The organism is Mycobacterium sp. IDUB_5, assembly GCF_055419565.1.
The window spans coordinates 91,186-112,041 of record NZ_JBVAXX010000003.1 but is presented as its reverse complement, the minus strand read 5'-3'; the positions used below and the strand labels follow the sequence as shown (position 1 = coordinate 112,041).

Below are 20,856 nucleotides of genomic sequence, written 5' to 3'. Positions count from 1 at the left end.
AGCCGCTATGATCGGTGGGCCATGCGCGTCGACGGGCGGGACATCGTTGTCTCGGGAGATCTGCTCCAACCACTGACCCGGCGTACCAACGACATTCTGCGGCTCCTGTCGGCCGGGCTCTTCCTGGTGATCGTGGTGACCAGCTCGCTGATCACCCGCTACGAATGGGAAGCGCTGGAACGCTCGATCTCCGAGATCGTCGGCGTCCTGAGCCCCACGCAGTCCAACACCGTCTACCTGGTCTACGGCATCGCGATCGTGGCGCTGCCCTTCATGATCCTGATCGGCCTCGTTCTCGCCCGTCAGTGGAAGCTGCTCGGCGCGTACGCCGCCGCGGGCATCATCGCGATTCTGTCGCTGTCGATCACCGGCAACGGCATCGCCGCGCCGCGTTGGCATTTCGACCTCACCGACCGTCTCGACACCGTGGCGTCGCAATTCCTCGACGACCCACGGTGGATCGCGATGCTGGCCGCCGTGCTGACGGTGTCCGGGCCGTGGTTGCCGGCCCGGTGGCGACGCTGGTGGTGGACGCTGCTGTTGGCGTTCGTACCGATCCACCTCGTGGTCAGCGCGGTGGTGCCGGCCCGGTCACTGCTCGGGTTGTCGGTCGGCTGGTTCGTCGGCGCCCTCGTCGTGCTCGTGGTCGGCACGCCGGCGCTCGAGGTTCCGCTCGACGGTGCGGCACGGGCGATGGCGCGCCGCGGTTTCCGGGTGGCAGCGCTGCGCGTGGTGCGGCCGGCGGGCCGCGGGCCGATGCTGCTGCACGCGACGCAGGACCGCGGCGCCGATCACGCCGACCCCGACGAAGGCATGGCGATCGTCGAGCTCTACGGACCGCATCAGCGCGGCGGCGGCTTCCTGCGGCAGTTCTGGCGCAAGCTGCGGCTGCGCGACAGCGAGACAGCGCCGCTGCAGACGTCGATGCGCCGCGCGATCGAGCATCGGGCGCTGATGGCGATCGCGGTCGGCGATGTCGGGCTGGCCAACACCGCCCCGATCGCGGTGTCGGCACTGGAGCGGGGCTGGACGCTGTATGCGCATCGGCCCGCTCAGGGCACGTCCATCGACGACTGTGCCGACCAGACCCCGGTCGCCCGGTTGTGGGATGCGTTGGCGGTGCTGCACAGTCAGCAGATCTCGCATGGCGATCTGCGGAGCAAGGAAATCACCGTCGCCGATGGCGCGCCCCTGTTCGGCGGGTTCGGCCTCGCCGAGTACGGCGCGTCAGAAGCTCACCTGCACAACGACATCGCCCAACTCCTGGTCACCACCACCGATCTCTACGGCGCCGACAAGGCAGTGGCCGCGGCGATCACGGTTTTCGGCAACGACGCCGTCCTGGCGGCCTCCCGTCGACTCACCAAAGCTGCCATGCACCAACGTATTCGGCAGTCGGTGCGCGATCCGGCGCAGGCGATGGCGAGCGCGCGCGACGAGGTGAAGCGCCAGACCGGAGCCGATCAGATCACCACGGCGACGATCACCCGCTTCACCCGCAGTCAGCTGATCCAGACCGTGCTGCTGGTCGCCCTCGTCTATGTCGCCTACCCGTTCATCAGCTCCGTGCCGGTGTTCTTCGCCGAACTCAGTACGGCGAATTGGTGGTGGGCGGTGCTCGGGCTGACGGTCTCGGCCCTGAAGTACCTCGGAGCGGGAGCGGCTCTCTGGGCCTGCGCCGATGGTCTGGTCAGCTTCCGCAATCTGGCCATCATGCAGGTCGCGAACACGTTCGCGGCGACGACGACTCCCGCCGGTGTGGGTGGGTTGGCGCTGAGCACCCGGTTCCTGCAGAAGGGCGGTCTGGGCGCACTGCGGGCGACGACAGCGGTGGCGCTGCAGCAGTCGGTGCAGGTGCTGACCCATGTGGCTCTGCTGATCGCGTTCAGCGCGGCGGCCGGGGCATCGGCGAATCTGTCCCGGTTCGTGCCCGGCGCCACGGTGCTGTATTTGATCGCGGGGGCGGCGCTCGGGGCGGTCGGAGTGTTCCTGTTCGTGCCGAAGCTCCGGCGCTGGCTGGCCACGGCGGTGCGGCCGCGCCTCAAGGAGGTCGTCGACGATCTCATCGAGTTGGCCCGCGAACCCAAACGGCTCGGACTCATCATCCTCGGTTGTTCCGCAACCACTTTGGGAGCCGCACTGGCGCTGTGGGCGAGCATCGAGGCGTTCGGCGGTGACGCCAGCTTCGTCACTGTCACGATCGTCACGATGGTCGGCGGCACGCTGGCCTCAGCGGCGCCCACCCCCGGTGGTGTCGGCGCTGTCGAGGCGGCCCTGATCGGTGGCCTCGCGGCATTCGGCGTGCCGGCCGCGGTCGCGGTGCCTTCGGTGCTGCTCTACCGCATCCTGACGTGCTGGCTGCCGGTGTTCGTCGGCTGGCCGATCATGCGCTGGCTCACCCGCCGCGACATGATCTGAGCCCACCGACCCCGCGGAACAGCAGCAAGCCACCGCAGAGTCAGAATCGCGATGAGACAAACTGGTGCCCCCGGCGCGCACACCCGGCACCCTTTCGCGGTGACCCGTGTGATCCGCTTCAACGCCTTCGACATGAACTGCGTCGCCCATCAGTCCCCTGGCCTGTGGAAACACCCGGAAGACCAGTCGTGGCGATACAAGGACCTGACCTACTGGACCGAGCTCGCCCGCCTCCTCGAGCGCGGCCGCTTCGACGGGCTGTTCATCGCCGACGTGCTGGGCACCTATGACGTGTACGGCGCCAGTGACGAGGCCGCGATCCGCCAGGCCGCCCAGGTTCCGGTGAACGACCCGCTGCTGCTGGTCTCCGCGATGGCCTACGTCACCGAACACCTCGGCTTCGGCGTCACCACGGGCACCGGCTTCGAGCACCCCTATCCGTTCGCCCGACGCCTGTCCACGCTCGATCACCTCACCGGCGGTCGGGTCGGCTGGAACGTGGTGACGGGGTATCTGCCCGCGGCGGCCCGCAACATGGGTCAGACCGATCAGCCTGCCCACGACGCCCGCTACGACCACGCCGATGAATACCTCGAAGTGCTCTACAAGCTGTGGGAAGGCTCCTGGGAGGACGACGCCGTGGTGCGCGACGCCGCGCGCGGGGTGTTCACCGATCCGGACAAGGTGCACCACATCGGCCATGACGGTGCGCATTTCCGCGTGCCCGGTATCCATCTCAGTGAGCCGTCACCGCAGCGCACGCCGGTCATCTACCAGGCCGGGGCGTCCCCGCGCGGGGTGCGGTTCGCCGCCGAGAACGCCGAAGCGATCTTCACCGCCGCACCCACCAAGGCGATCCTGCGCGACACGGTGTCGACCATCCGGCGTGAACTCGAGATCGCGGGTCGCGACCCGTACTCGGTGAAGATCTTCAACCTGTCGACGATCGTCACCGCCGGCACGGACGAGGAGGCCAACGCGCGCCACGCCGAGTACCTGTCCTACGGCGATCCCGAAGGCGCACTGGTGTTCATGTCGGGGTGGATGGGTGTGGACCTGGCGCGCTACGGGCTCGACGAGCCGGTGGGCAACGTCGACTCGAACGCCATCCTCTCCGCGGTCAAGGCGTTTCAGTCCGCCGATCCCGACGGTCGCGAGTGGGCCGTTCGCGACATCGCGGAGTGGGGCAAGATCGGCGGTATCGGTCCCCGGTTCGTGGGATCGGGCGCACACGTGGCGGATTCACTACAGGAGTGGGTGGAGGAGACCGACGTCGACGGGTTCAACCTGGCCTACGCCGTCACTCCGGGATCGTTCTCCCAGTTCATCGACCACGTCGTACCCATACTGACCGCTCGGGGCGCCTACCAATCGGCGTACACACCGGGGACGCTGCGCCACAAGCTCAACGGCGCCGGTGATCGACTGCCCGCCGAGCACCGCGGCGCCTCTTACCGCGTGGGCGGCGCCCGCTCCACGATCGTCGACCGGCCGTCCACGGTTCCCTCGTCCTCGGCTTCTGTTGCGGCCCAACCCGCACGCGGCCGCTGAAAGGATTCACACCATGTCTCTTCGTCTGCACTGGTTCCTGCCCACCTACGGCGACAGCCGCTTGATCGTCGGCGGCGGCCACGGCACGCCGGCCGGTGCCGCGCACAGCGACCGTGACGCCTCGATCGACTACCTCGCCTCGATCGTGCGGGCCGCCGAATCGTTCGGCTTCACAGGCGCGTTGATCCCGACCGGCGCCTGGTGCGAGGACGCGTTCGTCACCGCGGCATTGCTGGCCCGGGAGACCACGTCGCTGGCGTTCCTGGTCGCGTTCCGGCCGGGGTTGGTCAGTCCGACGTTGTCGGCGCAGATGGCGGCCACGTTCGCCCGCCACGCCCCGGGGCGTCTGTTGCTCAACGTCGTCGTCGGCGGCGAAGCCCACGAGCAGCGGTCGTTCGGCGACTTCCTCGACAAAGACGCCCGCTATCAGCGTTGTGACGAGTTCTTGGAGGTGGTTCGTCGCCTGTGGACCGGGGAGAGGGTGACGTTGGAGGGCGAACACATCCGCGTCGACGATGCCGCGTTGGCGACGCTGCCGGATCCGGTGCCGCCGTTGTACTTCGGGGGCAGCTCCGCGGCGGCGGGTCCCGTGGCCGCCAAGCACGCAGATGTCTACCTCACCTGGGGCGAGCCGCCGGCCGCGGTCGCCGAGAAGATCGACTGGATTCGCAAGCTCGCCGCGGACGAGGGCCGCCCGGTGCGCTTCGGTATCCGCCTGCACACCATCTCGCGCGACACCGCCGACGAGGCGTGGCAGCAGGCCGACCGGTTGGTGGCCGCGCTCGACGAAGAGACGGTGCGCAAGGCTCAGGATGGCCTGCATCGCAGCCAGTCCGAGGGGCAGAAGCGGATGCTGGCGTTGCACGAACAGCGTCGCAGCGACGGAAGCTGGCACGACGCACGGTCTCTGGAAGTGGCGCCGAACCTGTGGGCGGGCGTCGGCCTGGTCCGCGGCGGCGCGGGCACCGCGTTGGTGGGTAGCCACCAGGAGGTCGCCGACCGCATCGCCGAGTACGCGGAGGTGGGGATCGACGAGTTCATCTTCTCGGGTTATCCGCATCTGGAAGAGCTGTACTGGTTCGGCGAGGGCGTGGTGCCGATCCTGCGTGATCGGGGTTTGTTCACGGCAGAAACGAGAAGCACTGCTGCGCCGTCGATTCCGTTCGTAGGGTCGAGCCGGTGATCACCTCCGTCGACGATGTCCTGCCCGTTGCGCGATCGGTGGCCCAGGATGTCGCCGCCGGTGCGGCCGACCGTGACGTTCATCGCCTCCTACCGCACACCGAAATCAAGGCGTTGAAAGATTCCGGTCTGCTGGCCATCACGGTGCCCGAGCGCTGCGGCGGCATCGCAGCCCCGGCGACGGTAGTCGCCGAGGTGTTCCGGATACTCGCCCACGCCGATCCGTCACTGGCTCAGATTCCGCACTCGCACTTCACCTTTCTCGAAGCACTGAGGCTCCAGGGCACCGTCGAACAGCATGAGTTGTTCTTCGGTGAGGTCCTCGCCGGCGCGCTGGTGGCCAACGCACAGAGTGAACGGGGTCCCCATCCCATCGACGTGGATGCGACGACACTGACACCTCGCGCGGATGGGGACTACGTGCTGACGGGCCGCAAGTTCTACAGCACGGGGGCATTGTTCGCCGACTGGGTGGTCGTCCGCGCGTCGTGCAGCGACGGCTCCGGCGAGGTCCCGGTGGCGTCCACGCCGAAGGCGGTCGCGTTCGTGCCGCGCGACGCAACGGGACTGGAGGTCGTCGACGACTGGGACGGCATGGGTCAGCGCACCACGGCATCCGGGACGGTGACGCTCGACGACGTCGTGGTGCCGGCAGCCCACGTCGTACCGTTCAGTGCGATCTTCTCGAAGCCGACGGTGTACGGGGCGCGCGCCCAGTTGTGGCACAGCGCCATCGACGTCGGTATTGCGACCGGCGCACTCGCAGCCGGCGTGCATCAGGCAGGTCGCGCGAGGGCGCATTTCGAGGCGCGGGTACCTGCGGCTGTCGAGGATCCGACGGTGATCAACGCAGCAGGTGAACTCGCCGTCACCGTGCGTTCGGCCCAGGCCTTGCTGTCCGAGGCGGCTCGCCGCGTCGACGAGGCCACGGCGCATCTGACCGAGGAGTCGGCTGCCGAAGCGTCGGTGGCGGTGGCGGCTGCCAAGGTGGGCGCAGTGCGCGCGGCCCTGGCTGCGTCCAACGGTCTGTTCGAATTGGGCGGCACGCGAAGCGCATCCGCATCGGACAACCTGTCGCGGTTCTGGCGCGATGCTCGCACACACACGCTGCATGATCCGACGCGGTGGAAGCTGCAGCACATCGGCCGGTACACCCTGTCGGGCACCCTGCCGCCGCGGCACGGGCAGATCTGAGTCGTTCAGGTGTAGAGCGTGATCGGCTGCACGTCGCCGGTCAAGTAGTGGGCGCCGACTTCGAGCTTCTTGTAGTCGACGGGGTCGTGCAATGAGTGGGTGCGAATGTTGCGCCAGTACAGGTCCAGCCCGACCGAACTGAGCGTCGAGCTGGCGCCAGTGAGCTCGTAGACCCGATGAGCCACCTCGAGCGCGGTCTCGGTCGCCACCACCTTCAGTGCGGCGATGCCGATTTCGACCTCGGTGCGGTCGGCGGCGGTGACGTCGGCGCCGCGCGCGAGCACGGCGTCGAACGCGGTGTTCCACCGGTCGGCGAGTGCCTCGACGGCGGCGGTGCGGGCCAGGAGTTCGCCGAACGTGCGCTGCACGAACGGGTCTCGTGAGTAATGCGGGGCAGAGCTGAGCAGCCATGCGCCGCGGCGCTGCAGAGTGAGCTCGCGGGCCCGCGCGAGGGATCCCTCGGCGATCCCGAGGTACAGGTTGGCGAAGCCGAGCTGCACCCCCGGCGTGACGAGCGTCGAGTACGGTTCCTCCCCCACCTCGCCGAGTACGTCATCCGGGTCGATTCTGACGTCGCTGTACTCGACGCTGCCGCTGGCGGACAGCCGCTGCCCCAGTGCGTCCCAGTCGTCGACGAAGCACACCCCTGGTCGGTCGTGATCGACGACGGATGCCAGCACGGCCGCCCCGGTCGAGGCCATCACCAGTGTGACGTCACCGGTGGCTGCTCCGGTGGCGAATCGCTTGCGGCCGTTGAGGCGGTACCCGTCACCATCGGGGGTGAGAAGCAGGTCGGGGTCGACGGGGTTGACCGCGTCGCCCCACAGCCAACTGTCTCGCGCCGACGCGGTGAACCAGTGGTCCCACCGCGCCGCGTCCCCGAAGAACACGATGCTGGCCTGATTGCAGTAGTGGTAGCTCAAGAGCTGTGCGATCGAACCGTCAGTGCGGGCGAGGCGCCGCACCGCGCGCAGCCCGGTCGACCAGTGCCCTCCTGCCCCACCGAACGAGACCGGGATCAACAGATCAGCCAGGCCTGATTCCTTCAGTAGCTTCAGTTCCGCATCGGGCGGCCGGTTGGCGCGGTCTCGCTCGAGGACGTCGTGAGAAAGGGCCGCCGCAACGTCGTCGGAGACAGCGTCCCAGCGCTCGGTTTCGGCGGGCGACAGCGGTTCGATCCAGGGCGTGCGGGGCATCGCCGACACTGTACGGACATGTGTCGCGATGGTACCGACTTCTGTTCTGGCGGAGTGAAATCGGTGCGCTGCGGTGTAGATGTGTTCGACTGTGCGGTCGTGACAGATATCGCCACCCGCCCCAGGCTCGCGCAGGCCCGCGCCCACTTCGCCGACGTGTTCGCTGAGATCGCCGCGGGGACGCGGGACCGGGAACTGTCCGGCGCTCTGCCGTTCGAGGCCGTTACCCTGCTCAAACACGCCGGATTCGGAACCTTGCGGGTGCCGGTCGAGTTCGGCGGGTGGGGGCTGGACTGGACCGAGATCACGGCACTGTGGATCGACCTCGCCGCGGCCGACGCCAATCTGGCGCAGGCATTGCGCGGTCACTTCGTGCTGGTCGAGGACACCGTGTTCCGGCACCGCCGCGGTGAGGACCAGTCCCGGTGGTTCGCCCGGTTCGTCGAGGGCGAGATCGCGGGGAACGCATGGACGGAGACCGGTCCGACGGCCATGGGCGATGCGCAGACCACGGTCACGCACCGCGACGGCCGTCGCGTGGTGAACGGCCGCAAGTTCTACACGACGGGAACGATCTTCGCGGAATGGGCTGATGTCTACGTCAAGGACGGCGACGGCTGGGCGACCGCGGTCGTGGACACCCGCCAACCCGGCGTGGTGGTCCACGACGACTGGGACGGCTTCGGTCAGCGCGGTACGGGGACCGGCACCACCGAGTTCACCGACGCCGTCGCCGACGACGTCATTCCCTTCGACCGCAGGCATCCCTACCAGACCGGGCTGTATCAACTGAATCTGGTGGCAACGCTGGCCGGCATCACCCGCGCGGTTCTCACTGACGTGACGTTCGAGGTCCAGCAGCGTGATCGCAACTACTCCCACGCCAACGCCGCCCGGGTGCGGGACGACGGGCAGATCCTGGGCAGGGTGGGCGACATCTGGACCGCGGCGTACACCACCGAGGCGGTCGCCCTGAAGCTGGCGGAGGCGATCGACGCAGCCGCGACCGCCGACGACGAGGCGCTGCCTGCGGCCGCCGAACGAACCGAACTCGAGGCGGCCGCTGCGCAATTGACGGCGTCGCGGCTGGCGGTCGAGGCGGCGTCCGACCTCTTCGACACCCTCGGTGCGTCGGCGGCATCGCGCGCCCGCGGGCTGGATCGGCACTGGCGCAACGCCCGCACGGTGGCCTCGCACAACCCGCGGTTGTTCAAGGCGAAGGTGCTGGGCGCCCACGCCGTCAACGGCACTCCCCCGCCATACGCGTGGGGTATCGGCCGCACCCAGCGCGACAGCTAGCCGAGCCGGTCGCCGCTTGCTGTGTCGAACAGATGCACGCGGTCGGCTCGGACGTCCACCGCAACAGTGTCCCCGGGTGCTGGCGCGCCGGGCCACTGCGCCACCGCGGCGGCCTCGACCACCGCTGTCAGGCGGTGCTCTCCCACCCGGACGATCAGAACGTAACGGGGACCGAGTAATTCGACGATTTCCAGCGTTCCGTTGCCGGTTGCGTCCGGGGTGACGGTGAGGTCCTCGGGACGGACGCCGAGTGTGACGGCGGTGTGGTCGGCGCCGGCGACGCGCACGCGCAACCCACCGCCGTCGAAGACACCGTCGCGTACCGCTCCGGGGATGAGGTTGGTGCTCGGCGACCCGATGAAGCCTGCGACGAAGGTGTTGGCCGGCCGCCGGTACAGCTCGGCCGGAGTGCCCGCCTGGACGATACGTCCTGCCCGCAGGACCACGAGCTGGTCGGCGATGGTCATCGCCTCTTCCTGGTCGTGGGTCACGTAGAGCGCGGTGATCCCGGAGTCCTGTTGCAGCCGCCGGATTTCGGACCGCAGCTCGACGCGCAGCTTGGCGTCGAGATTGCTCAGCGGCTCGTCGAACAGGAACAGGGCCGGGGTGCGCACCAGCGCGCGGGCGATCGCCACCCGCTGCTGTTGACCACCGGAGAGCTGGCGGGGTTTGCGCTCGAGCAGCGCGGTGATCCCCACCCGCTTCGCGGCGTGCCGAACACGCTCAGCGGTGGCGTCTTTGGGCACCCCGCTGTTGCGCAGCGGGAAGGCGATGTTGCGCTCGACGCTCAAATGCGGATAGAGCGCATAGTTCTGGAAGACCATCGCCACGTCCCGCTGGGACGGGGATGCGGCGGTGACGTCACGCCCGTCGATGTGCACGGCCCCGGCGTCGGCGGACTCGAGGCCGGCGACGATCCGTAGGGTGGTGGATTTCCCGCATCCCGACGGTCCCACCAGAACGGTCATCGACCCGTCGGGAAGAGACAGGGTGAGCCTGTCGACGACCGTGGTCCGTCCCGACGATGTGTCGAATGTCTTGGTGATGTCGTGGAGTTCGACGGTACTCACTTGGTGGCTCCTGTCGTCAGCCCGCCGACCAGATGACGCTGGGCGGCGAGCGCGAGCACGTAGACCGGCAGGATGCCGAGAAGGCCGGCCGCGGCCTGCTGCCCGAATTGCACGTTTCGGTCGCCCTGGAACAGTGACAGCCCGACGGTCAGGGTCTGACTCTCCTTGGTCACGGCGAGGTACACCGCGAACAGGAAGTCGTTGTAGCTGAGGAAGAACACGACGAGCAGCGCCGCGACCACGCCGGGCAGAAGAAGCGGCACAACGACTTTGCCGAAGGTGGCCGTCGGCCCCAACCCGTCGATCGCGGCGGCCTCGTCGATCTCGACGGGGATGCGGCGCACGAAGCCGTCCAACAACCACGCCGCGACGGGCACTCCGGCGATACCGTTGACCAGGATCAGGCCCCCGACGCTGTTGACCAGACCGACCCAGCGCAGCAGGAAGAACAGCGGGATGATCGCCACGATCGGCGGCGCGCAATAGCTGGCCAGCAAGACGGTGAGCAAGCGCTCGCCGTGCACATGGCGGGCGGTGAAATATGCGGCCGGGGCTGCGATCACGACTGCGAGCAGGGCAGCTCCCACGGCTGAGGACCACGAGTTCTGCAGCATGCTGCCCAGTTCGATGGTGTCGAAGACTTTCACGACGTTGCTCATCGTCCACGCATCCGGCAGCAGGCTCGAATTCAGCACGTCACCGGCAGGTCGCACGGCCAGCGACAGCAGGTAGGCGATGGGCAGCAGTGCAACGATCACGGCGCAGGCCAGCGCGATCCGACGGCTCACCCGTCGGCCTTCACTGCGCGTGCCCGCAGCGTGGTGACCACCGTCGCCACGGCACCGACCACCAGGCCGAACACCAGTGTCTGCGCGGCAGCGGTGCCCATGTCGAAGCTGCCCCGCAGACCGGTCTGGTAGATGACGAACGGAGAGAGCGCGGTGGAGAATCCGGGCCCGCCCGAGGTGATGACGACGATCGAGTCGAACACTTTGTAGCCGATCACGAGTTCGAGCACCGCGACGGCCCACACCGTCGGGCCGATCGCCGGCCAGGTCACGGTCGTGAACGTCCGCCAGCATCCGGCGTTGTCGATGCGGGCCGACTCCAGGAGCTCGGGTCGCACGACACCGAGGGCGGCGAACGAGATGAGGGTCGCGAATGGGGTCCACTGCCAGATGTGGATGACCATCAGCACGATCAGTGCGCCCGCACCGGAGCCCAGCGGGTTGATCCCACCCAGACCGACGGCGGCGAAGATCCCGGCCAATCCTCCACCGACGGGTGCCAGCAACAGCTTCCACGCGACCCCGACCAGCACGGGTGCGGTCACCAGAGGGAGCAGCAGCAGCGCCCCGGTGATCCCGAAGCCGCCGCCGCGGTGGCGCAGCAGCAGCGCAAGGGCAAGTCCGAGGGCGGTGGTGGCTGCGGCGACGACGAGAGCGAACAGCGTCGACTTCCACAGGGACGGGACGAAGGCCGGTGACGCGAACGCCGTCGCGAAGTTGTCCGCACCGGTGAAGCTGCGCAGCGGATGTGCCAGAGACGATTTCGTCAGGGCCAGCCCGATGAGATAGACCGTGGGGTAGACCAGGAACAGCGTCAGTCCGGCGATCGCGGGCGCGGCCAGCCACAGCGGAACGCGCCGTGTCATGTCGCGGCGCTCTCCCATCCACGCTGCGCATTGTCCAGCGACTGCTCGACGGTCTGACTGCCGCTGATCGCCAGCGCGAGCTGATCGACCAGGTCCTGCAACAGTTTCGGCGCACCGGCTTGCTTCGGCCACACCAGCGGATCACCGCCGAGACCCTGCCGGATGGGGGCGATCGCCTTGGTGACGACCTTGGCGTAGCCGTCGGAGTCGAGCACTTCGGTGCGCACGGGATCGATCCCGGCGCCCGCCGTGGAGGACACCACGAGGTTCTGCGGGGCTGCGGTCGCCCAGTTGACGAATGCGGCTGCCGCGTCGGCGTTCTTGGTCGCGGTGGAGATGCCCAGCCCGAAGCCGGCGTCCAACGCGGTGCGGGGCGTGGTGTTGGTGCCTCCGACGGGTAGCGAGACCGCACCCCACTTGCCGGCGATCTTGGAGGCAGTGGGATCCTCGGCCCGCAATGCCATGTCGGTCCAGGTGTCGAGCAGCGCTCCCTGGCCCGTGAGGAACGCGGTGTTGGCCTGGTCGAAGCCGATCTGAAGCGGGGTCGGCAGGGCAGACGGCGCCACGTCGACGAGATGCTTGAGGGCGGCGATCGAGGCGTCGGAGGTCAACGTGGGTTTTCCGTCGGCGTCGACCAGGTTTCCGCCGTAGCCCGTGAGCCGGTTGATGTAGGAGCAGCCGAGGATCATCGGAACCTGTTGGCCAGAAACGATGGCGCCGTATGCCGCACCGCGTGCGTCGGTGGTGATCTTCGCGGCGACCTCGTCGTACTCGTCCCAGGTCGTGGGCGGGGTGACCCCGTAACGATCCAGCAGTTCGGCGTTGTAGAAGAGGATGTGGATGTCACCGTCGTACGGCAGTCCGTACCGTTTGCCGTCGAGCAACGTGTAGGGGTCGTACACCGAGCGCAGGTACCCGTCGACGCCGATCTGTGCCGCGTTGGCGTCGATCCACGGGGTCAGCTCGGTCAGCGCTCCCGCGTCGACGAGATCCCCGAGGCCGAAGTAGAAATAGTCGAAGACATCGAATTCACCGGTGCCGCTTTGTACGTCGAGAATCTGTTTACTGGTCAGCTGATCGTAGGGCGATGCGGTCACCTCGAGCTTTCCACCGGTGGCCGCTGCCCACTTCGGGGCGAGGACGTCCCGGAACGACGTCACGTGCGGTTGGTTGACGAGCAGTTTGAGCGTGACGCCCTCGAAGCGGCCCGACAGCGGCGCGGTGGACGGCAGCGCAGAGCTGGTGCTCGACGATCCGCACGCGGCCAGGGCCGGGGCGAGCACAGCCGCACCGCCGGCGAGGCCGAGCAGTTGCAGCGCACGACGGCGCGAGAAGGCAGGAACGGTCACACCGCGAGACGCTACGAAGACTCGCAGGATCTACGTAAGAGAAAAACTCAGCCCGAATCTTGCCTGCGCAGACTCCAGCGGCGGTTCCTCAGCAGAGGGATCCGGCGAACACCGCTCCGGTCACCAGCGCGACGACGATCGCGACATTGGGCAATCCGCCCGCCAGTGCGAGGACCACTCCCGCGATCCCGGCGATCAACACCGTCGCCATCACGAACCCGATCAGCCAGTTGACGGGGTGAGAGCCGCGCGCAGGCGTCATCTCCTGCGGGACCATTGCGCCCTCGCCGATTCCGGCCATGTTCGTCCTCCTTGTGATGGCAGACACAAATATAACTCCGGAATGACACAAATCACAGCAAGACTGCGCAAACGGCACTATCGAAAGCTGCACTAACAAAAGCGATTAGGCGGCCTAAGCGAGGACGGGCGGTTCGGTAGGTTCGCAGGGGTGCGCCTGCGCAGGCTCGTCCCGATGGCGGCCCTGGCGGCCGTCCTCGTGCAGTGCGCGCCTGCGCCGGCGCCGACGACACCGACACCGACACCGACGACGTCCCGGACCGCCACGACCACACCGACGCCGCAGCCTCAACCGGCGACCGTCACCCCCGTCACCGCCACCGACCTCGGGGCGACCTGGCGCCCGGGCTGCCCGGTGTCTCCCGACCAGCTACGACGCGTCGAGCTCGACCACTGGGGGTCCGACGGCCGCCTCCATCGCGGAGAGCTGGTGGTCGACGCCGCGATCACCGATGCCGTCATCGACGTGTTCGCCCGCCTCGCGGCGCTGCGCTTCCCGATCGAGAAGATGCACAGCCCCAACCGCTATCCCGGCGCCGAGGACGAACTGTCGATGCGTGACAACAACACCTCGGCGTTCAACTGTCGCGGCATTCCCGGGTCCACCAGCTGGTCCTGGCACGCGTATGGCCGGGCGGTCGACATCAATCCGCTCGTCAATCCCTACGTCGATGCCCGCGGCGGTGTCGGTGGCGGTGTCGAACCCGCCACCGGCACACCATGGCTCGATCGCACCCGCCGCGACGCCGGCATGCTCCACGACGGCGACCCGGTCGTCGACGCTTTCGTGACCAGGGGTTGGCGCTGGGGCGGGCACTGGCGCACACCGATCGACTACCAGCACTTCGAGCTCCCACGATGACTCCCCCGCCATGACTTAGGTCACACCTGACCCAGACGGTGAACCCAACCGGCGGCCCCGTCGTGTCCCGTTCAGGCCTTCGATCGGACAGGAGACGACACTGCTGAACCGAATCGCGTCGCTCGCCCTCACCGCCCCGCGCCGGATCGTGGCCGCCGCGGCGGTCCTCACCGCACTGCTCGCACTCGTCGGTGTGCCGGTCGCCGCCCACCTGTCCCCCAGCGGCTTCGCCGACCCGGGTTCCGAGTCGGCTCGGGCGTCGCAGACCCTTGCGGACACCTTTGGTCAGGGCGATGTCGCCATGGTCATCGTGGTGTCCTCGCCCGACGGCATCGACAGCCCGGCCGCACGCCGGACCGGTGAACGCATCGCCGAGGAGGTGAGCCGCGAACCCCACGTCGCGACGGTGTCGTCGGCCTGGAGCGCACCGACCGCCCCGCCGTCGGCTGTGCCGAACGATCAGGCCGGCCTCGTCAACCGCGATCGGACAGCCGGGCTCGTCGTGGTCGGCATCAGCGGGACCGAAGCCGAACAGCAGACCTACGCCACCCAGATCGACAAACAGGTCACCCGCGACGTGCCCGACGGCGTCAGCGTGCGGACCGGCGGCACCGCGATGGTCAACGTCCAGATCACCGAGCATTCACAGCGCGACCTGCTGCTGATGGAGGGGTTGGCGATCCCGCTGAGCTTCCTCGTCCTGGTGTGGGTGTTCGGCGGACTGCTGGCCGCGGCCCTGCCCGTGGCGATCGGGGTGATGGCGATCGTCGGCGCCCTCGCGGTGCTGCGGGCGGTCACCGTCTTCACCGACGTGTCGATCTTCGCGCTGAACCTCGCCACCGCGATGGGCTTGGCGCTCGCCATCGACTACACGCTGCTGATCCTGAGCCGCTACCGCGACGAGCTCGCGACGGGCGCAGATCGGCGGCAGGCCATCCGCACGACGATGGGCACCGCTGGGCGCACGGTGATCTTCTCGGCGACGACGGTCGCGTTGTCGATGTCGGTGATGGTCCTGTTCCCGATGCACTTCCTCAAGTCCTTCGCTTACGCAGGCGTGGCGACGGTTGCGTTCGCCGCGGCATCGGCGGTGATCGTCACCCCGGCCGCGCTGGTGCTGCTCGGCGATCGGCACACCGCCCTGGACGTACGCCGCCTCGTGCGCCGCGTACTGCGCCGCCCAGAGCCTGAGCCCGTCACCGTGGAGCAGCGCTTCTGGTACCGCTGCGCGAAAGCCGTGATGCGCCGCGCCGTGCCTCTCGGACTCGCCGTCGTCCTGCTGCTGGTCGTCGCGGGCCTGCCGTTCCTCGGCGTCCGGTGGGGCTTCCCCGACGACCGCGTGCTCCCCCGGTCCGCGTCGGCCCACCAGGTCGGCGACCAGTTGCGGGACGAATTCGCCGAGAACACCGACACCGCAGTCACGATCGTGCTGCCCGACACTCGCGGACTGGACCCCGCCGAGCTGTCGACGTATGCCACCGACCTGTCCCGCGTGACCGACGTCGTCGCGGTCTCGGCACCCACGGGCACCTACGTCGACGGCCGCCTCGCCGGCCCGCCGTCGGCTCCGACCGGTGAGCGCGACGGAGCCTCCTATCTCACCGTGGCCAGCAGCGCGCCGCTGTTCTCCGACGCCTCGGAGACCCAACTGAACCGGCTGGAAGCGGTACCCGGCCCGGGCGGGCGCGCGGTGGAGATGACCGGTACCGCCGCGGCCAACCGGGACAGTGTCGCCGCCATCACGTCCACCCTGCCGCTGGTGCTCGGCCTCATCGGCGCGATCATGTTCGTGCTGCTGTTCCTGCTCACCGGCAGTCTGGTCGTTCCGCTGAAAGCCCTTGTGCTCAACGTTCTCTCGCTCAGCGCCGCGTTCGGCGCGCTGGTTTGGGTGTTCCAGGACGGTCATCTCGGCGGGCTCGGAACCACGCCGACGGGAACGCTGATCGCGAACATGCCCGTGCTGCTGTTCTGCATCGCATTCGGCCTGTCCATGGACTACGAGGTGTTCCTGGTCGCTCGAATCCGCGAATTCTGGCTGCGCACAGGAGATTCCGATGAATCGGTAGCACTGGGCATCGCCCACACCGGGCGCATCATCACCGCCGCGGCGCTGATCATGTCCATCTCTTTCGCGGCGCTGATCGCCGCAAGCACTTCGGTCATGCGGATGTTCGGTCTCGGACTGACGCTGGCGGTGCTGGCCGACGCGACGCTCGTGCGCATGGTGGCGGTACCCGCCTTCATGCGGTTGATGGGGGGCAGGAACTGGTGGGCCCCACAGTGGCTCAACCGGATTCATCGCCGCCTCGGGTTCACCGAGGCACCGGCGATGCCTTCTCGAGAACACACGGAACGGATATCCCCATGAGCCCTGTCAGTGTCATCGCCGGCGTCGCCGGCGCCCTCCCCGAACACCGCTACAGCCAGCAGGAAGTCACCGAGACCTTCCTCGCGATGCCCGCGTTCGCCGGCTTCGCCGATGTCATCACCGCTCTGCATGAGCACGCCAAGGTGGCCAGCCGGCATTTCGTCCTGCCACTCGAGAGGTACCACGCGCTGCAGGACTTCGGCGAGGCCAATGACATGTACCTCGAGCACGCCGCCGATCTCGCCTGCGAGGCGCTGACCGCAGCGCTCGACGAGGCAGGGCTGCACGCCGCCGATCTGGACATGATCATGACCACCACCGTCACCGGCATCGCGGTGCCCTCCCTGGACGCCCGCATCGCGACGCGGATGGGACTGCGGGCCGATGTGCGCCGTATTCCACTGTTCGGATTGGGTTGCGTCGCAGGGGCGGCCGGCATCGCTCGCATGCACGACTATCTACGCGGCGCGCCCGGCCACACGGCCGCGCTGATCTCCGTCGAGTTGTGCTCCCTGACGTTCCCAGCCGTCGAACCGACGATGGCCAGCCTGGTGGGCAGTGCGCTGTTCGGCGACGGGGCGGCCGCCGTGGTCGCCGTCGGCGAGGAGCGCGCCCGTCGTCTGGACCCGCACGGTCCGGCGGTGATCGACTCGCGCAGCCGGCTGTACCCCGACACGTTGGACACCATGGGCTGGCGGGTGGGAGGAAGCGGGTTGTCGCTCGTGTTGTCGGCGAACCTGCCCGAGCTCATCGACCGCTACCTGGCCGACGATGTGACCGCGTTTCTCGGTGCCCACGATCTCGAGGTCGACGACATCGCGGCGTGGGTGTCACATCCCGGCGGCCCCAAGGTGATCGAAGCCATCACGGACGCTCTCGATCTCGGGCCCGATGCGTTGGAGCTGACGTGGCGCTCGCTGGCCGAGGTGGGCAACCTGTCCTCGTCGTCGGTGCTGCACGTGCTGCGAGACACCATCGCCAAGAAGCCGCCCGCCGGTCGGCCCGGTCTGCTGATGGCGATGGGGCCTGGCTTCTGCGCGGAGTTCGTGCTGCTGGGTTGGCGGTGAGCCGTGCTGGCTTACACCGTTCTGATCGCCGCGGTCGCCCTCGAGCGGATCGCCGAACTGGTTGTTTCACAACGTAATCTGCGGTGGAGCCAGGAACGCGGCGGCGTGGAGTTCGGGGCCCGGCACTACCCGGTGATGGTGGTGTTGCACACCGCTCTGCTTGCCGCCTGCCTCCTCGAGGCGGCGCATCGGGCGTTCCTGCCCGCACTGGGGTGGCCGATGTTCGGCGTGGTGCTGGCCGCGCAGGGGTTGCGATGGTGGTGCATCAGCACCCTCGGTCACCAGTGGAACACCCGGGTGATCGTGGTGCCCGGAGCGGGCCGGGTCACCGGCGGCCCCTACCGGTACCTGTCTCATCCGAACTACGTCGCCGTCGTCGCCGAGGGCATCGCGCTGCCGCTGGTCCACACCGCCTGGCTCACCGCTGTCGTGTTCACCGCGCTGAACGCGGCCCTGCTCCACGCCCGAATCATTTGTGAGAACCAGGCTTTGGAGCGCCTCCCGTGATCGATCTGGCCGTAGTCGGCGGCGGACCCGCGGGGCTGGCCACCGCGCTGGCCGCCGCCCGCCTCGGTCTGGAGACGGTGGTGATGGAACGGCGGCAGGCACCGATCGACAAGGCATGCGGCGAGGGGCTGATGCCGCACACCGTCCGCCATCTCGCCGCGCTCGGTGTCCACCCCGACGGGGTGCCGTTTCGCGGTGTCACCTACCTCGACCCGAATCGTGCGGTAACCGCCACGTTCGCCGCCGGCCCCGGCCTCGGGGTGCGGCGCACGGTGCTGCAGCAGGCGATGCTGGACGCCGCCGTGTCGGCAGGGGTACGGGTCGTCAGCACGACCGCGGACACCATCGAGCAGCACCGAGACAGCGTGTCGGTGAACGGGATTCGAGCCCGCTACCTGGCGGCGGCAGATGGTCTGCACTCGCCGATCCGGGCTCAGCTGGGTCTGCGGCGTCCCGGAGGCGTGCGACGCCGATGGGGACTGACCCGTCATGTCGGCATCGCGCCCTGGACCGACCGCGTCGAGGTGTACTGGGCCGCCGATCCCGACGCCGGGGAGGCCTACGTGACACCGGTCGCCGACGACTGCGTCGGCATCGCGATCCTCACCTCTCGTCGTGGCGGATTCGACGATCACCTCGCGGCGTTTCCTGCTCTGCGCGAACGTGTCTCGGGATCGCCGCACGGTCCCGACCGCGCTGCCGGGCCTCTTCGACAGCGCGTGACCCGCAGAGTGGCCGGCCGGGTGATGCTCGTCGGCGACGCCGCCGGCTACGTCGACGCGCTGACCGGCGAGGGGCTGGGCGTGTCGTTCGCCGCGGCCCGCGCGCTGGCCGGGTGCGTGGCCGCCGACGAACCCGACGCCTATGAACAGCTCTGGCGCCGATCCACCCGCCGCTACCGCCTGATGACGTCGGTGGTGGTGCGGTCGAGCGCATCACCGGTGCGGCGCGCGATCGTGCCGGCGGCGAAGGCGTTGCCGTCGGTGTTCGGCCGGGCGGTCAACCTACTCGCCGAGTAGGACCCCGGCCTCCCGGTACATCGACACCGCGTCGCGTCCGTTGCTCTTGGCGGCATAGAGCGCCTTGTCCGCACGGTCGAGCAGGTCCCGTATCGCCAGGTCTGCATCGGGGTCGGTCTGTCGCCACGGCCGCAGCGTCGCCACCCCGACGCTGATCGTCACGGTGCCCGTCGCAGCTCCGGCATGCGGAATCGCCAGGGAGCGGATGGCCGTCACCAGCCCTTTGGCGAACCCGGCCGGGTCGTCGCACCCCGAGAGCACGACCGCGAATTCCTCGCCCCCGTATCGCGCAGCGACGCACACGCTGGGGTCGGCGAGGTGCGCCAGCACCCCGGCGATGTGCCGCAGGCATTCATCACCGGCCTGGTGACCGTAGAGGTCGTTGAAGGATTTGAAGTGGTCGATGTCGACGAACAACGCCGTCACCTGCTCGCCGGCGGCACTGGCCCGCAGCCAGATCTCACCGGCGCGAACGTCCAACCCCCGGCGATTGGCCAGCCCGGTCAGCGGATCGGTGTTCACCATGTCGGTCAACGACTCCTGCACCTCGCGCTCCAGCGTCACGTCGCGCATGATCGCGGCGGTCAAGCCGTCCGCGGTGCGCCGACTGTGCAAGATGTACCAGCCCCATGATCCGTCGGTGCGCCGGACGCGGAAGGGCTCCGAGGCACTCTGGATCACGGCCGGGAAACCGGCGAGGGCCGCGCGGTCGTCGGGATGGATCTGGCCGAGCCATGCGGACTTGGAAACGGGACCGTCGGGGATCGCGAGGATCTCGTGCCCCTTGCTGGCGCGGTGCAGCACGGCGCCGTCGGAGTCGACGAGGATCACCACGTCGCCGGTCAGGTCGGCGATCAGTTCGTAGGCCTTGTGGCTGACGTCTTCGAGGGCGACCAGCCGCATCCGATCCTCGAGGGCGGCGGCGACGAGCACCAGCATCGTGAACGCGCCGAGGACGAACACCTGCACCGAGATCAACGCCTGACCGGGAGTCTCGATGGACAGCGCGAACGGGCCGTAGCCGGCGAACGTGCCCCCCAGCGCCATCGCCGAACCGACGGCCATCGCGGCGAACGCGGCCGCGATGCCGGATCGGATCAGCACCAGCAGCGCGGGCAGACCGGACAGGAACACCAGCACGAAGCTCGTCATCCTCGCAGACGCCGCGCACAGCCCCACGGTGACCGCGTTCATCGTCGCGAACCATGCCGCGTCGCGCCAGGTGTGCCGGCGTACGTAATGCCGCCACCGGAGCATCAGGGGTACGAGGAACGCGATGCCGACGGCCTCGGTCAGGTACCACGCCATCGCGGCGTGGAGCAGCTGCCCCGGTCCGGTACCGACTTCGCCGTTGATCACCAGCCCGGCCACGCCGATCGGGCTGGCCAGCGCCGGCGCGAGGTAGACGCCGTAGAGCAGGAACCGCTGCCAGCTGCGCAGCGAGTCGCTGTGGCCGGACACCCAGTCCTGGTCGCGATGGAGCATCGCGGCGGCGAACACGACCGCAGCGAGTGTGGACACGACTCCGATCTCCGGGGCGAGCCCGAGTACGAGCCGTGCCGGGATGATCTGGATCGCCAGGAACGCGACCACATAGACCGGCCACTGCCTGCGCGGCGAGGTGAGCAGGGCGACCAGCTGCGGTGCGACCGCGGGCCACACCATCGCGTAGGACCAGCTATCCAGGAAGACCAGCCCGCGGACCGCGAAGCAGGCGACACCGACGGCCAGGGTCCAGCCGATCAGCCGCGGTAACGGGGGCACAGCGGCGGCAGCACGGCGCGTCACCACGGGGTGCGCGCCCATCGCCATCGGAACAG

General features: G+C 68.7%; 17 protein-coding genes. 10 read left to right on the top strand and 7 right to left on the bottom strand.

What is annotated here, in order from left to right:
* Positions 1-21: 21 nt before the first annotated feature.
* The 4 genes from ACZY1G_RS09800 to ACZY1G_RS09785 all read left to right on the top strand — a co-directional run bounded on the left by ACZY1G_RS09800 (position 22) and on the right by ACZY1G_RS09785 (position 6,345).
* Positions 22-2,418, top strand: coding sequence for a lysylphosphatidylglycerol synthase domain-containing protein (locus ACZY1G_RS09800; RefSeq protein ID WP_463814096.1), 2,397 nt, complete (start codon positions 22-24; stop codon positions 2,416-2,418).
* 99 nt (positions 2,419-2,517) lie between these two features.
* Positions 2,518-3,969: an LLM class flavin-dependent oxidoreductase gene (locus tag ACZY1G_RS09795; protein WP_463822293.1), complete on the top strand. Its 1,452-nt coding sequence runs from the start codon at positions 2,518-2,520 to the stop codon at positions 3,967-3,969.
* A gap of 13 nt (positions 3,970-3,982) precedes the next feature.
* The gene (locus ACZY1G_RS09790) at positions 3,983-5,152 is read left to right on the top strand and encodes an LLM class flavin-dependent oxidoreductase (RefSeq protein ID WP_463814094.1); all 1,170 of its coding nucleotides are present in this window, start codon (positions 3,983-3,985) and stop codon (positions 5,150-5,152) included.
* Positions 5,149-6,345 (top strand): SfnB family sulfur acquisition oxidoreductase, encoded by a 1,197-nt coding sequence (locus ACZY1G_RS09785; protein ID WP_463814093.1) that lies wholly within the window; start codon positions 5,149-5,151, stop codon positions 6,343-6,345. Before ACZY1G_RS09790 ends, ACZY1G_RS09785 begins: the two co-directional genes overlap by 4 nt.
* 5 nt (positions 6,346-6,350) lie before the next feature.
* Here the strand turns inward: ACZY1G_RS09785 and ACZY1G_RS09780 are convergent, their stop codons facing one another.
* Positions 6,351-7,541 carry an acyl-CoA dehydrogenase family protein gene (locus ACZY1G_RS09780; RefSeq protein WP_463822292.1) on the bottom strand — a complete coding sequence of 397 codons (1,191 nt, stop codon included), beginning with the start codon at positions 7,539-7,541 and terminating at the stop codon, positions 6,351-6,353.
* A gap of 99 nt (positions 7,542-7,640) precedes the next feature.
* On the opposite strand from ACZY1G_RS09780, the gene ACZY1G_RS09775 reads away from it, so the two are divergent.
* Positions 7,641-8,840, top strand: coding sequence for an acyl-CoA dehydrogenase family protein (locus ACZY1G_RS09775; RefSeq protein ID WP_463814091.1), 1,200 nt, complete (start codon positions 7,641-7,643; stop codon positions 8,838-8,840).
* On the opposite strand, the gene ACZY1G_RS09770 is transcribed toward ACZY1G_RS09775, so the two are convergent.
* The 5 genes from ACZY1G_RS09770 to ACZY1G_RS09750 form a co-directional block, all read right to left on the bottom strand.
* On the bottom strand, positions 8,837-9,910 hold the full coding sequence (locus ACZY1G_RS09770) for an ABC transporter ATP-binding protein (protein ID WP_463822291.1): 1,074 nt from the start codon (positions 9,908-9,910) through the stop codon (positions 8,837-8,839). The two genes, ACZY1G_RS09775 and ACZY1G_RS09770, sit on opposite strands and share 4 nt — an antisense overlap.
* Positions 9,907-10,698: a carbohydrate ABC transporter permease gene (locus tag ACZY1G_RS09765; protein WP_463814089.1), complete on the bottom strand. Its 792-nt coding sequence runs from the start codon at positions 10,696-10,698 to the stop codon at positions 9,907-9,909. Before ACZY1G_RS09765 ends, ACZY1G_RS09770 begins: the two co-directional genes overlap by 4 nt.
* Positions 10,695-11,564: a carbohydrate ABC transporter permease gene (locus tag ACZY1G_RS09760; RefSeq protein WP_463814088.1), complete on the bottom strand. Its 870-nt coding sequence runs from the start codon at positions 11,562-11,564 to the stop codon at positions 10,695-10,697. The genes ACZY1G_RS09765 and ACZY1G_RS09760 overlap by 4 nt, the downstream gene beginning before the upstream one ends.
* The gene (locus ACZY1G_RS09755; protein ID WP_463814087.1) at positions 11,561-12,913 is read right to left on the bottom strand and encodes an extracellular solute-binding protein; all 1,353 of its coding nucleotides are present in this window, start codon (positions 12,911-12,913) and stop codon (positions 11,561-11,563) included. Before ACZY1G_RS09755 ends, ACZY1G_RS09760 begins: the two co-directional genes overlap by 4 nt.
* Before the next feature lie 88 nt (positions 12,914-13,001).
* Positions 13,002-13,214 (bottom strand): hypothetical protein, encoded by a 213-nt coding sequence (locus tag ACZY1G_RS09750; protein ID WP_463814086.1) that lies wholly within the window; start codon positions 13,212-13,214, stop codon positions 13,002-13,004.
* A gap of 174 nt (positions 13,215-13,388) precedes the next feature.
* Between ACZY1G_RS09750 and ACZY1G_RS09745 the strand changes: the two genes are divergently transcribed.
* From ACZY1G_RS09745 to ACZY1G_RS09725, 5 genes are all read left to right on the top strand, one after another.
* On the top strand, positions 13,389-14,075 hold the full coding sequence (locus tag ACZY1G_RS09745) for a M15 family metallopeptidase (protein WP_463822610.1): 687 nt from the start codon (positions 13,389-13,391) through the stop codon (positions 14,073-14,075).
* A gap of 100 nt (positions 14,076-14,175) precedes the next feature.
* On the top strand, positions 14,176-16,443 hold the full coding sequence (locus ACZY1G_RS09740) for an MMPL family transporter (RefSeq protein ID WP_463822609.1): 2,268 nt from the start codon (positions 14,176-14,178) through the stop codon (positions 16,441-16,443).
* Positions 16,440-17,510 (top strand): type III polyketide synthase, encoded by a 1,071-nt coding sequence (locus ACZY1G_RS09735; RefSeq protein WP_463814085.1) that lies wholly within the window; start codon positions 16,440-16,442, stop codon positions 17,508-17,510. Before ACZY1G_RS09740 ends, ACZY1G_RS09735 begins: the two co-directional genes overlap by 4 nt.
* A gap of 3 nt (positions 17,511-17,513) precedes the next feature.
* The gene (locus ACZY1G_RS09730) at positions 17,514-18,017 is read left to right on the top strand and encodes an isoprenylcysteine carboxyl methyltransferase family protein (RefSeq protein ID WP_463822290.1); all 504 of its coding nucleotides are present in this window, start codon (positions 17,514-17,516) and stop codon (positions 18,015-18,017) included.
* Entirely contained in the window at positions 18,014-19,036 is a 1,023-nt protein-coding gene (locus ACZY1G_RS09725) for an NAD(P)/FAD-dependent oxidoreductase (protein ID WP_463814083.1), read from the top strand. Before ACZY1G_RS09730 ends, ACZY1G_RS09725 begins: the two co-directional genes overlap by 4 nt.
* Here ACZY1G_RS09725 and ACZY1G_RS09720 read toward each other — a convergent pair.
* Positions 19,022-20,848 carry a sensor domain-containing diguanylate cyclase gene (locus ACZY1G_RS09720; RefSeq protein WP_463814082.1) on the bottom strand — a complete coding sequence of 609 codons (1,827 nt, stop codon included), beginning with the start codon at positions 20,846-20,848 and terminating at the stop codon, positions 19,022-19,024. The genes ACZY1G_RS09725 and ACZY1G_RS09720 overlap by 15 nt on opposite strands.
* Positions 20,849-20,856: the final 8 nt, after the last annotated feature.

Excerpts from the sequence above, each read along its gene's own strand:
- ACZY1G_RS09780 (WP_463822292.1), bottom strand. The coding sequence starts at position 7,541 with ATGCCCCGCACGCCCTGGATCGAACCGCTGTCGCCCGCCGAAACCGAG.
- ACZY1G_RS09745 (WP_463822610.1), top strand. The coding sequence starts at position 13,389 with ATGGCGGCCCTGGCGGCCGTCCTCGTGCAGTGCGCGCCTGCGCCGGCG.
- ACZY1G_RS09760 (WP_463814088.1), bottom strand. The coding sequence starts at position 11,564 with ATGACACGGCGCGTTCCGCTGTGGCTGGCCGCGCCCGCGATCGCCGGA.
- ACZY1G_RS09800 (WP_463814096.1), top strand. The coding sequence starts at position 22 with ATGCGCGTCGACGGGCGGGACATCGTTGTCTCGGGAGATCTGCTCCAA.
- ACZY1G_RS09720 (WP_463814082.1), bottom strand. The coding sequence starts at position 20,848 with ATGGCGATGGGCGCGCACCCCGTGGTGACGCGCCGTGCTGCCGCCGCT.
- ACZY1G_RS09790 (WP_463814094.1), top strand. The coding sequence starts at position 3,983 with ATGTCTCTTCGTCTGCACTGGTTCCTGCCCACCTACGGCGACAGCCGC.
- ACZY1G_RS09750 (WP_463814086.1), bottom strand. The coding sequence starts at position 13,214 with ATGGCCGGAATCGGCGAGGGCGCAATGGTCCCGCAGGAGATGACGCCT.
- ACZY1G_RS09735 (WP_463814085.1), top strand. The coding sequence starts at position 16,440 with ATGAGCCCTGTCAGTGTCATCGCCGGCGTCGCCGGCGCCCTCCCCGAA.